Here is a 16598-nt window from a genome sequence, read left to right as displayed (position 1 = left end):
GTTGTTTAGAGTACTAATTTACATATATCGGAAAGGAAAGAGAGCAAATGAAACCGCAAAAAAACTATGGTTAATCGACAAACAACACAAAAAAACTATAAATAGCCTCGTTACTTTGCTCTTACCTCAAGTTTTTAGGTGATCACTCTTATAGTCAAACTCTTTAATTCAGATTATTAACTAAGGCATAATCTAGAGGTAATAAGGCTCCAATTTTAAGACTAGCCATGTGCCCATCATACACTATACTATTGGGAGGTGAATGATTTCCAAATTTGTCTACCAAAAAATAGCCTTTGGGCACCCACATTTGGGTGGTAAGTTTTTGATCGTAGATTACTTTTGTTTTGTTAAACACCAATTCAACCTTTACCAACCCTCCTTTTTGGTAAATTATTTTAAAAAAATCAAAAGAATCTCCGGCAACTCTATCGTCAAAAATCCTAAACTTATTCTCTTCCAATGTTTTGGTAATAAGGGCCCTCATAAAATGTAAACCAGAACCTTTATAATATGAGGCTCTGTTTTCAATATGTTTTTTTGACGGTTCTTTTCTAAGCTCTTTAAAAAAAGATGTTCCTGAAACATAACTGATACGCCTTTGCTTACCATTTTCTGGATCATTCGTAAATTGTAATTCAAAATCGAATAAAGTATATGATATTTCATATCCTAATAACTTATTTCGAATTTTTAAAGGAACAGAAGCACTGGCAAACAACACATTTTCTTCTGGGTTATATTGTAATTTAATATCTTTTTCATTGATAATCTTACATTTCTCCTGAATTGCTAAATCTCCCAAAAAGTACTTTTTAAAGTACCTCATCTTCCGTCTTCTACTCCATGTATCTTTTGATAGTACAACCTCGCCTAACTCTTCGGTTTGTTCACCAAGAAAAACTTTTTCATATTGTTTCTCAAGAATCATTTGATGATCTAGCACTACCGTTTGATATCCCAAATAGGATACAATCAGTTTTTCTGAAGGCATTTGATTTATAATGAGAGAGAATTCTCCTTTTGTATTTGTCACTGTACCGTTTGTTGTACCATCTAAATAAACGGTTACTCCAACTAGAGGTTTTTCAGTTAACTTATCGTAGACAATTCCTTGGATTTGTTCTTGAGAATATAAAAAAAAGTGTGTTAAGAAAAGAAGTAAGGTGATGTAGTTTTTAATCGAAAGGTTATTTATCCCCATTTTTAAAATATTTCTGTTCCAGCTCTGCTTGAAACTCCTCCATAACAGGCTTCACTGTACTGTCGGGTAAATCGGCAATGCGAATATACATTAACCCATCGACCGCATTATTAAATAATGGATCCACATTAAAAGCTACCACTTTAGCATTTTGTTTAATGTATTTTTTAATCAATACAGGAATACGAAGACTCCCTGGTTCTACTTCATCAATAATTTTATCAAACTTATTGAGATCACTTTTACTTTCATCAAATACAAAATCCTTATCGGCATCCTTTAGCTTCACCTTGAACTCTTTCTTAGGCCTCACATATTGTGCCACATATGGATCATAGTAATGAGATTTCATAAATTCTATCATCAAAGACTTCGAAAAATTACTAAATCGATTGCTTATACTTACCCCACCAATCAAATACTTATGCTCGGGAAAACGCAGTGTACAATGTACAATACCTTTCCATAATAAAAACAATGGCATAGGTCTTTGCTGATATTCTTTAATGATAAACGCTCTCCCCATTTCAATAGACTGGCTCATCATTTTATGCAATTCGGGTTCGAATCGAAATAAGTCCTGAAGATAAAATCCATCGATTCCAAAACTTGCATAAATTTTTGATCCCATTCCCATGCGATAAGCTCCTACCAACCTTTTGGCGCCGTTATCCCACAAAAACATATGGTGATAGTACTTATCAAATTCATCAAGATCAATTGGGTTATTAGTTCCTTCTCCTATTTCTCTAAAAGTGATTTCCCTAAGTCTTCCTATTTCGTTTAAAATATTGGGAATATCCTTTTTCTGAGCCAGAAATACCTCATAGTTCTTACTCATCAAAAGTCTCTTATCATTATCGCGACAAAACTGAAGTTCTGTCTCAATCACCTGAGTATTTCCTTCACCAGCAATTTCTTTTGGAGACTTTGGAAGTTTTAAATTCCTTGGGATAGATTCTCTTAAGGTCTTTTTCTCATAAGGATTGGCTAACATGTACGTCTTTTTCCTAAGAAAATTGGTAAAATTATCTAACTCTGTATGTTCTTCCTGGTCTTTTACCGATATTGGGTTTCCTATCCTTACTTTAATCACTTTATTTTCTTGTGAAAAAAGCTCACTAGGTAATTTGGCTGTTCTAAGGGTATCGCTTATAGATGCCAATCGATAAAACAGACCGCTATTGCGCGCATGAAAATAAATAGGAATCACTGGGACTTTTGCCTTTTGAACCAATCGCATAGCACTATCCTCCCAGGTTTTGTCTACATAATTCTTTCCATCTTTAATGGTAGATACTTCACCAGCAGGAAAAATACCCAAAGGTTTCCCTTCCCTAAGGTGCAAAATAGCTTCTTTAATACCTTTATGACTAGACTTAGCCTCCTTTCTATCTTCAAAAGGATTTACAGGCATTATATAGGGTTTTAATGGAATAAGGTTATGCAATAAGAAATTAGCAATGATTTTATAATCTGATCTATGTTCTACCAGTAACTTTAACAAAACAATACCATCTAGCCCTCCCAACGGATGATTAGAGATAGTAATAAAAGCACCATCTTTTGGTAACCGTCTTAAATCTTCTTCCGGAATCTCATATTTAGCCCCGTGAATCTCTAATGCCTTGGTTAAAAACTCCTGATCTTTGAGGTGGCTAATTTTATCGTACTGCCTATTTACCTTTGATAGTCTGGTAATTTTAAGAACTAGCCAGCCTAAAAAGGTACCTATAAAACCGAGTTTATCTAATTTGAGCCCTCTGGCTATTTCTTTTGCTGTGATTATGGGCATTAAATACAATTTGCGCTAACTGCAAATATAGCAAAATCCATGAATTGGTGATTTCATTATTTTGCGACCATTTGATACGTCTCCCTTGTAATTTGCTTTAGCAAAATTTCTTTATTTTTTTCTAATGAACCAATAGCTTCTTCGGTAAAGTGTCTTATGGTAAATAACGAAACTCCTGTATTATAACTAACTCTAAATTTTGCTTTAAGTTGCGGTAACAATCCTATAAATTGGTCAAATTTGTCGTCGAGACAAACTGAAAAACTAATTGCTGAATTTTGAATAAGATCTACCTTGATATGATGCTTATGGAACAAACCAAATAACTCACTAATATTCTCTTCAACAATGAATGAAAAATCAAGTGATGATAATGACAATAAGATTTGATCTTTTTTAACGATAAAGCAAGGTATATAAGGCTCCAGGGGTTGTCCCTTTTTCACTGAAGTACCTGGAGTGTCTGGGTTTAAAAATGACCTTACAAACAATGGAATTTCTTTGCGCTGTAAAGGTTGAATAGTTTTGGGATGTATTACAGAAGCTCCATAAAATGCTAATTCTATAGCTTCACTATAAGAAACATGAGTCAACAATTGGGTATCTTCAAAAACTCTTGGATCTCCATTTAAAACTCCAGGAACATCTTTCCAAATACTCACACTATCAGCACCAAGACAATATGCAAAAATACCTGCAGTATAATCACTTCCTTCCCTGCCAAGGGTAGTGGTAAAATTATTGGTATCAGAGCCTATAAAACCTTGTGTAATAGTAAGCCCATTTGTGTTTATTTTATCTAAAATAATTCGTTGGGTTCGTTCCCAATCTACTTCGGCATCTCGATAAGAAGCATCGGTTTTAATAAGTTCGCGTGCGTCTAACCAGTCATTAATTAATTCGTTTTCATTAAGGTAGGCACTAATAATGGTGGTCGAAACAAGTTCTCCATAACATACTATCTGATCATAGATATAGTCGTATTGCCTAGATTTATTTCTATCTAGGGTAGTCGATAAATCTGAAAACAAATCTCTTACTTTAGTGTAGATAGAATGTTGTTCATTCTCAAACAATTCTTTTAAAATAGTAAGGTGGTATTGATACAAATACTCAATACGTTCTTTCAAATCCGAATCATTTTGCAAATAGGAATCAACAATTTTCTCGAGCGCATTAGTGGTTTTTCCCATCGCAGAGATCACAACAACTAGCTCCTGACACCCTGTTTTTTTAAGCACTCTTGCAACATTTCTTACCGCATTAGCATCTTTAACAGAGGCTCCCCCAAACTTAAAAACTCTCATGTGTTTTTTAATTTTCACTTACAAAAGACTGTAGCCCCTGTTCATCCATCTGCACCACCCTCCAGTCGTCAAGAATTTTTGCTCCACTTCTTATATAAAAATCTACAGCATGGGTATTCCAATCCAGGACATTCCACTCTACTCGTTTTACCCCTTTTTCTTTGGCATACTGCATTACTTCTTTATACAATGCCATTCCTATACCCGTACCTCGCATCGATTCTTTAACGATAAGGTCTTCCAAATGCACTGTTCTTCCTTTCCAGGTAGAAAATCTAAAGTATACCAGTGCTATTCCTACTATTCCATTCTGAGTTTCGGCAACGAAACAATGAAAAAGTGGGCGATCACCAAAACCTTCTCTTACCAAATCTTGAGCTGTTACTTCTACCGCATCGGGTTCATTTTCAAAATTTGCCAATTCTTGTATTAGGTCAAGTACTTGAGCCATATCATTAGCCTGTGCATCTCTTATAATGTAGTCCATCAGAAAAAAGTTTATCAAAACTATAAAATATGTAGCAGAAACAGCATAATTTTTTAATCTTATACGTCAACCATTTAGTATTTAACAATTCAACGAAGTGTTTCATAATTTGATCGTTCGAAAACGTTATAGTTATCTAAAAAATAATACTTTTGCATCAAATAAAATTCACCATAAATGACTAGAAAGAACCAAACCTTAGGAGAATTTATCATTGAAAATCAGAAAGACTTTCCTTATGCCAGTGGGGAACTGTCTCGATTGATAAACTCGATACGACTAGCAGCAAAAATGGTGAATCATGAAGTAAACAAAGCTGGATTAGTCGACATTACCGGAGCAATTGGAGAAACAAATGTTCAAGGAGAAGATCAACAAAAGTTAGATGTTCTGGCTAATGAAACTTTTATCAATACCTTGACAAACCGAGAGATTGTATGTGGAATTGCCTCTGAAGAAAATGACGAATTCATTACTATAAAAGGTCAAAAAAACGATCATCGCAATAATTATATTGTTCTTATGGACCCTCTTGATGGTAGTTCAAATATTGATGTTAATGTATCTGTGGGTACTATTTTTTCTATTTACCGAAGAGTAACTCCCGCAGGAACCCCAGTTACGCTAGAAGACTTTTTACAGCCTGGAAACCTACAGGTTGCTGCAGGGTATATCATTTATGGAACCTCAACCATGCTAGTTTACACTACAGGGAATGGTGTGAATGGTTTTACACTGAACCCAGCATTAGGAACCTACTATTTATCACATCCAAACATGCAATTCCCAGAAGACGGAAATATATATTCTGTAAATGAAGGAAATTATGTTCATTTTCCACAGGGAGTTAAAGATTACATTAAATATTGCCAGGAAGAAAAAGAAGATCGCCCATACACATCGAGATATATTGGTTCTTTGGTTAGTGATATTCATCGTAATATGATAAAAGGAGGAGTTTATCTTTATCCAAGTACTGCAAAATCACCTAACGGAAAATTACGCTTGTTATACGAATGTAACCCAATGGCATTTATTGCAGAGCAAGCAGGAGGAAAAGCCAGTGATGGTTTTAGAAGAATCTTAGACATAAAGCCTACGCAACTGCATGAACGAACTCCTTTTGTATGCGGTAGTAAGAATATGGTAGATAAAGTTGAATCATTTATGGCCAGTCAAGAATCATAAGTGATACAGCTTATAGATATCAAAGAATAATAATCGTATATTTATAACCAAACCCCTGGTTAGTTTATCCCGAATTATAGACGAAAACGTTACACATAGTCTTTTTTAAAAAAAGGGCACGATTTCTGATAAACCAACTTTATCGGGCATTAACCCTTGTTTTTAACGTATTTATGTTAATTTTACGTAAAGTTTAATCAAAAACTATTAAACCGACCCAAAATGGCCAAAGAGAATAAAGCTGTTAAAGAGGACATCGCTAATGATCCTTCATCAAAAATTGAAGCGATCAAAAATCTTATTTTTGGTGATAACATTGCCGCATATAACTCAGAGTTTGAGCAGGTAAAAAAAGACATCACTATAAAAAAGAAAGAATTAGAAGATTTTATTGAAGACACTCGCAAAGAGTTAAATCAAGCTATTGATAATCTTAGTACAGATATCAACATTAGGATTACCGAGCTAGAAGACAATTTAGCAGATAAGGCAGAGGCATTAGATGCTAAGAAAGTAGACAAAACATCTTTGGGAGATCTACTAATTAAGTTGGGTGAAAACATCAAACAAAAGTAATCCCATCTATCCTTGAATATGGAAGAGCAGGATAAACTTAAACTTCTTAAAGAACTTCTTCTTACAGAAGAAAAAGAATACGCCGATTCCATAGCTCGAAAAGTTGAAGAACTCAGCAAAATAGTACATCAAAAACAGGAACTTTCTTATAAAGTAGACCCTATTATTGATGACAAACTTGAGGAATTTGTAGAAGAAATCCCCAAAACCCTGGGACCAACTATTACAGAAGCGCTTAAAGAAGAAATTAAAAATTCTCAAGATGCCGTTGTAGAAGCCTTATTTCCCATTATAGGTAAAATGATCAAAAAGTATATCGCTCATGAAATGCGATTACTTAGTGAAAACATAAGCCGTCAAACCCGAAAAGCATTTTCATTCAAGAGTTGGTTCAGAAGAACAAAAGCAAGAGCTCACGGAGTAACAGAAGGTGACCTTGCGTTATCCGAATATTCTAAACCACGTTTAATACAAATGTTCGTAATTGAAAAGGACTCTGGAATACTAATTACAGACTATAGTCCTCTTTCTGAAGGAACTATTGATAAGGAAATGATCGCTGGGATGCTTACGGCAATTAAGAGTTTTGTTGAAGATGCTTTTCAGGGAGGAGATCAAAATTTAGAATTAATCGAATATGAATTATATACAATCCATATTCAAAATTTTTATTCTTATTACATTGCAGCTGTAATTTCTGGTGCTTACTCTATGATGTTTAAAGAAGTCTTGGAAGATCAAATTCTGGACTTCGCTCAACAACACATTTCTAGAAGAGAACTAGATAACAGTAGCCTTTTTACTAAAAAATTAAAAAAATATTTCGCAGATGACATTGTCTAAAAAAGTAGTGCTTTTAGGACACTTCGGTGTTGGAAAAACGTCATTATTCAGACGTTTTGTCGACAACGAATTTTCAGAAGAATATAAAGTTACACTAGGAGTTCAAATAAAGAAAAAAGTGGTTACTCTGCCTGATGGTAGGGAACTATCGATGATCATGTGGGATACCGAAGGTCATTCAGACTCTGTAGAAGACACAAGAAAATCTTACTTATTGGGCTCTCACTCTTTTATTTATGTATTTGATCTTACCCGAGAAGAAACGTACAAAAACCTCAATAAGGATTTAGAATATCTACGATCAAACTATAAAAAAGTACTTATTAAAGTATTGGGTAACAAACTAGATTTGGTAAATGAAAAAAATACTACGGCGCGTCTAAAAGAACTCGAGATTCCATTTGATGTGCTAACCAGTGCCAAAACCAACAAAAATGTACAAGACTTTTTAACTAATCTTGCTGAAGAAATTACGGTCTGAGAATTATGGAAAATTATATTGAACAGCTACAGTTTCACCAAAAAACTCAGGTTATCAAAATATCTCAAGATGGAGTTATTCTTGAAACCGACACTTCTTTATTTAACTGGAAAAAAGGAAATTCGATTTATGAAGCTCATCCCTTTTTTGAGATCTTAAGAAGTTTTACAGAAGAACCTGGTGAACAGTCGGCTCTTAATTTTCCGTGTATCCATTTGGAGAATGACATAACAGATGACGAACGTATTTGTGATGTTTCGATAGTATTTCAAGGCAAAGAAATCACCATTATTCTGTACGATTATACAGAAAAGTATAATGAACTTAATCAATTTGCACAGCAAAAAAACGAATCTATTTTACTAAGTAAAAAGCTTGAATTAAAAAATAAATATCTACTAGAGAAAGAGGAGTTCAAAAACAGTTTTATCGCTAATATCAACCATGAGATAAGAACACCTCTCACCAGTATTCTGGGGTTTATTGAAGTTCTGGAAAAAACGAAACTTACTTTTGAGCAAGAAGAGTTATCCAGAATCATCAAAAGAGAAAGTAAACACCTCAATGCTCTAATAGATGACATGCTAGATATTTCAAAAATTGAGTCAGGTACACTCAAAGTAGTAGAAGAACGATTCTCTTTTGGAGAACTTATCGATGGCTTTAAAGAATCTTACCAAAAGGTGGCCGAAGAAAATGGTATCATTTTCGAAACACAAATAGATGACGCCATACAAGAATATCTTATCGGTGATCGCACCAGAGTATTTCAGATTCTGAATAACGTACTCAACAATGCTTTTAAATTCACCGAAGAAGGTAAAGTATCATTTTCGATCTCTAAGAATTACCAGCGCACGAATAAATTAAGCTTAACTTTTAAAATAGAAGATAGCGGATTTGGTATTCAGGAGGAAAATATTCCACATCTTTTTGACCGTTTTACCCGGTTCGATACCGATAAACAAATTACAGGAACTGGTTTAGGATTGGCTATTGTAAAAAACCTAGTCGATCTTCTTAACGGAGAAATAAAAGTAAGTAGTACACCCGAAAAGGGAACTACTTTTATTATTAAGCTTCCGTTTAAATTTGAAGTTACAAAAAAGGCCGCTACTGAGCGTAAAAAGAAAAAATACAAGCTACCTGCGGGTAAGAAAAAGTTCAGGATTTTGGTGGTTGAGGACGAGGAAATTACTCAATATTTAGTCATGAAAATATTGATTTCTCAAGGTACATTCTTTGTCGATATCGCTATAAATGGCGAAGAAGCTATTAACTATATAGAACGCCGCACTTATGATTTAGTAATTATGGATCTTAACGTTTCAAAACATGATGGTTTCCAAACTACTCATATGATACGAAATAATTACGGCGATAAATACATTTCTGAAGTTCCTATCATTGGTTTTTCGGGGAAAGCCGATGAACATGCTCGTGACAAATGCTTGCGATCGGGTATGGATGACTTTATCGCTAAGCCCTTTGAACAAGAAGAATTACTTTATAAAATCACTAAACAGATTGCAAAAAAGGCTGCCGATTAGGCAGCCTTTTTGTTATAGGTCCAACAGATAATTATAATAATTATCTGTTCATATTCTTTATTTCATCTGCAAAAATATCTCCATCTGCACCATTATCGACTAAACGCAATGCTTTATCAACTACATACTTAGCATTATCGGGATTAAAACCAAGACCAATACTTAGTTTTTCTAACAATATAACCTGATCATCACCTTTAATATTATCTGCATATACCATTCTCGCCAAATCAAATAATCGTTCTAGTCTTCGATCATAATCTACCGGAGGATTGATAGGATGTGAACTATAATCTTTTACAATGGCTTTATAATCGCTTTCAGAAATATCAAGGTTACGTGCTAATCGATCTAAGAAAGCTCTTTCTTCGTCTGTAATTACACCGTCACTCATAGCTACTCTTACGATTGCTGCAAAATGGTCCTGATTTCGTTTCTGGAACCCACTATCAAATAAATCAGATATTGACATCATGTACTTTTGTTTAATTTGCCGCAAATATAACTAAACTCTACTCCTTTTAAAATATATCATTATGCTTTTTTTATGATATACAGGGGGTAGGGATATAAAAGAGTAATGCGTTCTATAATAAAAGCAATTATGAACAGGTTTATCAAACAATTATTTCGTGTTAATCTAAAGGTTATTCTTGAATTTATTAAAGAACTACCTTCATCTTCGTCAAATGCTATTCATAGATAAACAACATATCATGAAACGCATAGTTTCTGCTTGGTTGCAAAAACACAAAAAGCCAGTTTTAGATATTAAAACTGGCTTTTTAAATATGCTTTTTTTCAAAGGTTTTAAATGATAGTGTAATATCATTCAGGTTATTACGACTATACATGTGGGATTTTAAAAAATAGGAATTAGCCTTTCCTTCCTTATTATTTACAACACAAAAGCCTTGGAAACCTATATACCGAGGCTTTTTATGTAAAAATGATAGCAAACTATTACCATATATCGATGGATAATATCACAAATTACCACTCATCGATATAGTTATATGGATTGGTCGATTACGAAAAGTATTTGAACTATCACACTAAGAAATTCTCTTTTTTGGATAGTACTTTTATCCCGTAGATGTAACAAAACAGTATAGTTTTTAACTCCTTAAAAACAAAATACTTAAACATACAGATCCCCAAGATCGCATATCGTCATGAACTGAAGCTATACCGCCCCGTATAGCTTTTGTTTTTTTTAGAAATGTAGCTTGCGAATCTATGGGGGATAAGAAGAGAATTTTTCTCTTTTGGTGCCTACCCGTAAAAACTTAACCCCTCATGATTCACAACCTAAACACAAACTCTTTGTAAAACGAGCTTGACTAACTCGGTGCAATATTAAAACACAACAGTTTCATTTTTTGATACTGAGGCAATTTCAAATGTTAAAATCTACTTTTACTACCTCAAAGAATTAAGACAAAGCTATATCATGAGTTTGCCATCCCCATACAGAAATCTGTATTTCCTATTTGTTTTTTTCAAATTAAGATAGTTTTAACCCCCTATTACCTTAGTATGATTTACATTGTACTTTTAAAATTTTTACATGCAACATCAAAAAAACTTGTTCGATCTTCCTCAAGACATTACTTATCTCAATTGTGCTTACATGTCTCCTCAGTTAAAATCGGTTACAGAAATCGGAACTCGAAGTGTACTGCGAAAAGCAAGACCTAACGAAATCTTACCTGAACACTTTTTTGATCAAAGAACCGTGCTTAAGCAACGTTTCGCTTCATTAATTGATGCTCTAGACTATCGAAATACTGCAATCATACCATCTGTATCCTATGGTATAGCTAACGCAGCAAAGAATACTCCCTTGAAAAAAGGGGATGAAATCATATTGGTAGACGAGCAGTTTCCCAGTAATTTTTATGTGTGGCAAGATGTTGCCAAAGATCATGGAGCAGTTATTAAGACGATTACTCCTCCTGCTGAATTTAATCAACGAGGGCAACAATGGAATGAAGCTATTCTCAGTGCCATTACATCAAAAACCGCAGTGGTTGCGATGGCAAATGTGCATTGGGCAGATGGCACTTTGTATGACCTTAAAGCAATACGAGAAAAAACAAAAGCAGTACATGCGCTTTTGGTCATAGATGGTACACAAAGCATTGGAGCACTCCCCTTTTCTATTCAAGAGGTAGATGTTGATGCATTGGTATGTGGAGGTTATAAATGGATGTTAGGTCCTTATGCGATTGGCATGGCATATTATGGAGAGGCGTACCACCAAGGCACTCCTATAGAACATAATTGGATGAATAGACATAACAGTGAGGATTTTAACAACCTTACCCAATATGAGGATCGATATCAGGTAAAAGCAGCGCGATTTTCGGTAGGAGAATCTAGTAATTTTGTCCTTACACCTATGCTCATTGATGCTATAGACCAATTATTGAAATGGACACCAGAAAATATTCAAAACTACACAAGACAAATTTCCAAAAAAGCAATTACACGACTTCAAGAACTCGGCTGTTATATTGAAAATGAAACACATAGGAGCAACCACTTGTTCGGTATTTATTTACCCTCTCATATCAATATAGACAAAGTGAAAACTAAATTAAAGCAGGAAAATATTATTGTATCCTATCGCGGAAACGCTATACGTGTTTCACCCCATTTATATAATACCGAAGATGATTTTAATAGGTTTGCATCTCTTTTCGCTTAGAAAAATATTGCTCTTGTAAGAAATTAAGAGAGCACTTATCTTTGCCTTTAAAAATTTCGCCTCGTGAGTGTATCTGTAATCTCGCAAATTGTTGAACAGTCTCTGCAACAGCAGAAACTAGGGAACGCTATTGCCCATTCTCAAAATAAAGTACATCTTCAGGGTCTCATAGGTTCTGCTTTATCTTTTCATATCGCAAGTGCTTTTCAAAAAACCGAATTACCTTTTCTTTGTGTTTTTAATGATAAGGAAGAAGCTGCATATTACCTTAATGACCTAGAGCAACTTTTAGGAGATAAAAATGTACTTTTTTATCCTGGTAGTTACCGTAGACCCTACCAAATTGAAGAAACCGATAATGCCAATGTTCTACTTAGAGCAGAAGTACTAAATCGTATCAATTCCAGAAAAAAACCAGCCCTCATTATTACCTACCCCGATGCGCTATTTGAAAAAGTAGTAACGCGAAAAGAACTTGAAAAAAACACCTTAAAAATTGCGATCAACGACACCCTATCTCTTGACTTTGTGAATGAGGTATTATTTGAATATCAATTTCAACGGGTAGATTTTGTAACAGAACCTGGTGAATTTTCAGTTCGTGGTGGAATTGTAGATGTATTTTCTTTCAGTAATGACGAACCTTATCGTATTGAGTTTTTTGGAGATGAAGTAGATAGTATTAGAACTTTTGATGTAGAAACCCAGCTATCTACAGAACAAATCAAAAAAATAACTATTATTCCTAATGTAGAAAACAAAGCCCTTCAGGAAACAAGAGAAAGCTTTTTAAAATATATTCCCTCTAAGACCGCAGTTTTTACCAAAGATATTGATCTACTTTCTGCAAGAATCGATAAAAATTTTGAAAAAGCACATCAAGCTTTTCAGACACTTTCAGAAGAAATTAAACATAGTACTCCCGAGGAGCTATTTGCTACTTCAGACCTTATAAAAAAGCAATTATTAGATTTCACATTGGTGGAAATTGGAAATCGCCCACTTACCAAGGCAGATTATACCGTAAAATTAACTACCAAGCCGCAACCCTCGTTCAATAAACAATTCAATTTGCTTATTGAGAACCTGAACGAAAATTATGAAGAGGGGTATAAAAACTATATTTTTTGTGTAAGCGAACAGCAAGCCAAACGTTTTCATGATATTTTTGATGATGCCGATCTTAATGTAAAGCAATATGAGACCATTGTTTTTTCTGCTTTTCAAGGTTTTATAGATCACGATCAAAAAATTGCTTGCTATACCGATCACCAGATCTTTGAACGATATCACAAATTCAATCTTAAAAACGGGTATGCCAAAAAACAAGCCATTACACTTAAAGAACTCACCAATCTTGAAGTAGGCGATTATGTGACTCACATCGACCATGGAATTGGAAAGTTTGGCGGATTACAGAAAATCGATGTCGATGGTAAAAAACAAGAAGCTATAAAGCTCATTTACGGCGAACGTGATGTGCTATATCTGAGCATTCACTCTCTTCATAAAATTTCAAAGTTTAATGGCAAAGACGGTAAGGCACCGCAAATCTATAAGCTTGGTTCTAAAGCCTGGAAAAATCTTAAGCAAAAAACCAAAGCTCGTGTTAAGCATATAGCTTTTAATTTAATACAGTTATACGCCAAAAGAAAACTACAAAAAGGGTTTCAATATGCTCCAGACAGTTATTTGCAACATGAGTTGGAAGCTTCTTTTATTTATGAGGATACACCCGATCAAAGTTCTGCTACCGAAGCTGTGAAAGCAGATATGGAGAGTGAACGGCCTATGGATCGTTTAATTTGTGGTGATGTTGGTTTTGGTAAAACTGAAGTTGCTATTCGCGCCGCTTTTAAAGCAGTAGATAACGGTAAACAAGTGGCCGTTTTGGTACCCACTACAATTCTGGCTTTTCAGCATGCTAAAACTTTTCGGGAACGCTTAAAAGATTTTCCTGTTACAGTAGACTATTTAAATCGTTTTCGAACTGCAAAACAGAAAAGAGAAACTCTCGAAGATCTGGCTGCCGGAAAAGTAGACATCATTATAGGGACGCACCAACTGGTTAATAAGAATGTAAAGTTTAAAGATCTTGGGTTACTCGTAATTGACGAAGAGCAAAAGTTTGGAGTATCGGTAAAAGATAAGCTCAAAACTATCAAGGAAAATGTAGATACACTAACTCTAACAGCTACACCAATTCCCCGAACGTTACAGTTTAGTTTAATGGCCGCTCGTGATCTATCAACCATCACCACTCCACCTCCAAACCGATACCCTATAGACACCCAGGTAATTCGATTTACAGAAGAGACTATACGAGATGCGGTAAGCTACGAAATACAACGTGGCGGACAGGTGTTTTTTATACATAACCGTATCGAAAACATTAAAGAAGTAGCGGGTATGATTCAACGCCTTGTACCCGATGCTAAGGTAGGTGTAGGTCATGGCCAAATGGAAGGCAAAAAACTTGAAAGCTTAATGCTTTCTTTTATGAGTGGAGAGTTTGATGTATTGGTCTCTACAACAATCGTAGAAAGTGGATTAGATGTACCAAATGCCAATACTATTTTTATTAACAACGCCAATAATTTTGGACTTTCAGATCTACACCAGATGCGAGGTCGTGTTGGGCGAAGTAATAAAAAAGCCTTCTGTTATTTTATTACCCCTCCTTATTCTGCAATGACCGAAGATGCACGAAAACGTATTACAGCTCTAGAGCAGTTTTCTGAGCTTGGTAGCGGTTTTAACATAGCCATGAAAGATCTTGAAATACGAGGAGCAGGAGATTTGTTAGGGGGCGAACAAAGTGGATTTATTAACGAAATAGGTTTTGATACCTATCAGAAAATCTTAAATGAAGCTATTGAAGAGCTTAAGGAAAACGAGTTTAAAGACCTATATACAGACGACTCTGAAGAGAAAGTATACCTAAAAGACACCCAGATAGACACCGATTTTGAACTACTGTTCCCAGATGATTATATCAATAATATTACCGAACGCCTTAACCTATACACCGAACTTAATACCGTTAAGGATGAAGAAGGGTTACAGGGATATGAAAAACGATTAGTAGATCGCTTTGGTGAACTCCCAGGTCAAGCTATTGATCTATTAAACTCTGTACGAATAAAATGGATTGCTACCAGTATTGGTCTGGAGAAAATTATCCTCAAACAAAATAAGTTAATAGGCTATTTTATTAGTGACCAACAATCTAATTTTTATCAAAGCTCTAGCTTTACTAGAGTCCTACAGTTTGTTCAGAAAAACCCTGGAGTTTGTAAAATGAAAGAGAAACAAACTCGCAACGGTTTACGATTGTTACTAACCTTTGAAAACATAAAATCTGTGGACAAAGCGCTAAAAGTTTTACAGCCCTTAGCACCAGAAAATAAAACAGCTGAAGCATGAGAAACAAATTGGCAATATTGATTTTCTCCCTAGTAAATAGTGGAATACTATTTGGACAAAATGGAAAATTTGTACCTCTTGAGCATTCCAAAATGTATTATGAAACTTATGGCGAAGGAGCTCCAATATTAATTATTAATGGAGGCCCTGGCATGAACAGTAGAGGTTTTCGGTCTATTGCCAAGCTTCTAGCCAAAAATCATAAAACCATTATTTACGATCAAAGAGGCACCGGATACTCTGAATTACCAACAATTAATTCAGAAACCATTACCATGGATCTTATGGTCAATGACATTGAAGCTTTAAGAAAATACCTTAATATTTCTGAGTGGACTGTCATGGGGCATTCTTTTGGAGGCATGTTAGCTTCATATTATGCATCAAAATACCCCTATGTGACTAATGGAATGGTTTTATCGGCCTCGGGAGGATTAGATTTGGAACTATTAAATTATGTTGGTCAAAACATTTCTTCTAAACTATCCAAAAATGAAACCGAAAGTCTACAACAATGGACGCAAAAAATAAACCAAGGAGACACAACATACCATGCCCGTTTACAACGAGGCAAAGCTTTGGCTCCAGCCTATGTAGTAAATAAGGAACATGTGCCAGTTATTGCCGAGCGACTTACACAGGGTAATCAAGTTATAAATGCTTTGGTATTTCAGGATTTACGTAAAATACAATACAACTGTATTCCTGCTCTATCCACCTACAAAAAACCAGTTCTAATTATTCAAGGTAAGCAAGATATTATTGATGAGAAAACTGCATTAAAAGCACATCAAACATTTTCTAATTCCAAATTAATACTTCTGGATGATTGTGGACATTACGGATGGTTAGATCAAAAAGAAACTTATCTATCTGAAGTTACCAATTTTCTAAAAACACTTTAACCTAAATAATACCCCATTTTAAGAAGCACAACCCTTTTCTCTAATAAATGCGCCGTTAAACGTGGGATTCTTTAAGCTAGCATAGTAAAATTCATACACAAAAAAGTAGGAAACATCTTTATT

General features: G+C 34.7%; 13 protein-coding genes. 8 read left to right on the top strand and 5 right to left on the bottom strand.

All coding sequences use genetic code 11. The annotated features are described in order from the left end of the window. Positions 1-163: 163 nt before the first annotated feature. From M0D21_RS19550 to M0D21_RS19535, 4 genes are read right to left on the bottom strand one after another with little or no spacing between them, the layout of a single operon-like run. Positions 164-1204, bottom strand: a complete 1041-nt coding sequence (locus M0D21_RS19550; RefSeq protein WP_248332621.1) for a carboxypeptidase-like regulatory domain-containing protein — start codon at positions 1202-1204, stop codon at positions 164-166. Then, on the bottom strand, positions 1191-2999 hold the full coding sequence (locus tag M0D21_RS19545) for a GNAT family N-acyltransferase (protein ID WP_248332619.1): 1809 nt from the start codon (positions 2997-2999) through the stop codon (positions 1191-1193). The genes M0D21_RS19550 and M0D21_RS19545 overlap by 14 nt, the downstream gene beginning before the upstream one ends. A gap of 56 nt (positions 3000-3055) precedes the next feature. Continuing rightward, positions 3056-4306, bottom strand: a complete 1251-nt coding sequence (locus tag M0D21_RS19540; protein ID WP_248332617.1) for an aspartate kinase — start codon at positions 4304-4306, stop codon at positions 3056-3058. Between the two features lie 7 nt (positions 4307-4313). Next, a complete protein-coding gene (locus M0D21_RS19535; protein ID WP_248332615.1) occupies positions 4314-4793 on the bottom strand; it encodes a GNAT family N-acetyltransferase in 480 nt (159 codons plus the stop codon). Between the two features lie 177 nt (positions 4794-4970). Here M0D21_RS19535 and fbp point away from each other — a divergent pair, with 177 nt between their 5' ends. The 5 genes from fbp to M0D21_RS19510 all read left to right on the top strand — a co-directional run bounded on the left by fbp (position 4971) and on the right by M0D21_RS19510 (position 9431). Continuing rightward, positions 4971-5981 (top strand): class 1 fructose-bisphosphatase, encoded by a 1011-nt coding sequence (fbp, locus tag M0D21_RS19530; protein ID WP_248332613.1) that lies wholly within the window; start codon positions 4971-4973, stop codon positions 5979-5981. A gap of 222 nt (positions 5982-6203) precedes the next feature. Further along, on the top strand, positions 6204-6557 hold the full coding sequence (locus M0D21_RS19525) for a fructose 1,6-bisphosphatase (protein WP_248332611.1): 354 nt from the start codon (positions 6204-6206) through the stop codon (positions 6555-6557). 18 nt (positions 6558-6575) lie between these two features. Next, a complete protein-coding gene (locus M0D21_RS19520; RefSeq protein ID WP_248332609.1) occupies positions 6576-7400 on the top strand; it encodes a cell envelope biogenesis protein OmpA in 825 nt (274 codons plus the stop codon). Further along, complete coding sequence (locus M0D21_RS19515; protein ID WP_248332607.1) at positions 7387-7881, top strand: Rab family GTPase; 495 nt, start codon at positions 7387-7389, stop codon at positions 7879-7881. The genes M0D21_RS19520 and M0D21_RS19515 overlap by 14 nt, the downstream gene beginning before the upstream one ends. Before the next feature lie 5 nt (positions 7882-7886). Next, the gene (locus tag M0D21_RS19510) at positions 7887-9431 is read left to right on the top strand and encodes an ATP-binding response regulator (protein WP_248332605.1); all 1545 of its coding nucleotides are present in this window, start codon (positions 7887-7889) and stop codon (positions 9429-9431) included. Between the two features lie 40 nt (positions 9432-9471). Here M0D21_RS19510 and M0D21_RS19505 read toward each other — a convergent pair whose 3' ends face one another. Further along, complete coding sequence (locus M0D21_RS19505) at positions 9472-9903, bottom strand: TerB family tellurite resistance protein (RefSeq protein ID WP_248332713.1); 432 nt, start codon at positions 9901-9903, stop codon at positions 9472-9474. A gap of 1098 nt (positions 9904-11001) precedes the next feature. On the opposite strand from M0D21_RS19505, the gene M0D21_RS19500 reads away from it, so the two are divergent. The 3 genes from M0D21_RS19500 (at position 11002) to M0D21_RS19490 (ending at position 16475) form a co-directional block, all read left to right on the top strand. After that, positions 11002-12144, top strand: coding sequence for an aminotransferase class V-fold PLP-dependent enzyme (locus tag M0D21_RS19500; RefSeq protein WP_248332604.1), 1143 nt, complete (start codon positions 11002-11004; stop codon positions 12142-12144). 63 nt (positions 12145-12207) lie between these two features. After that, complete coding sequence (gene mfd, locus M0D21_RS19495) at positions 12208-15570, top strand: transcription-repair coupling factor (protein WP_248332602.1); 3363 nt, start codon at positions 12208-12210, stop codon at positions 15568-15570. Then, positions 15567-16475 carry an alpha/beta fold hydrolase gene (locus M0D21_RS19490; RefSeq protein ID WP_248332600.1) on the top strand — a complete coding sequence of 303 codons (909 nt, stop codon included), beginning with the start codon at positions 15567-15569 and terminating at the stop codon, positions 16473-16475. The genes mfd and M0D21_RS19490 overlap by 4 nt, the downstream gene beginning before the upstream one ends. The last annotated feature ends 123 nt before the right edge of the window (positions 16476-16598 follow it).

It is taken from the genome of Aquimarina acroporae (genome assembly GCF_023195925.1).
Classification (GTDB): Bacteria; Bacteroidota; Bacteroidia; order Flavobacteriales; family Flavobacteriaceae; genus Aquimarina; species Aquimarina acroporae.
The sequence above is the reverse complement of the archived record's forward strand: the minus strand, read 5'-3'. Positions and strand labels throughout refer to the sequence as shown.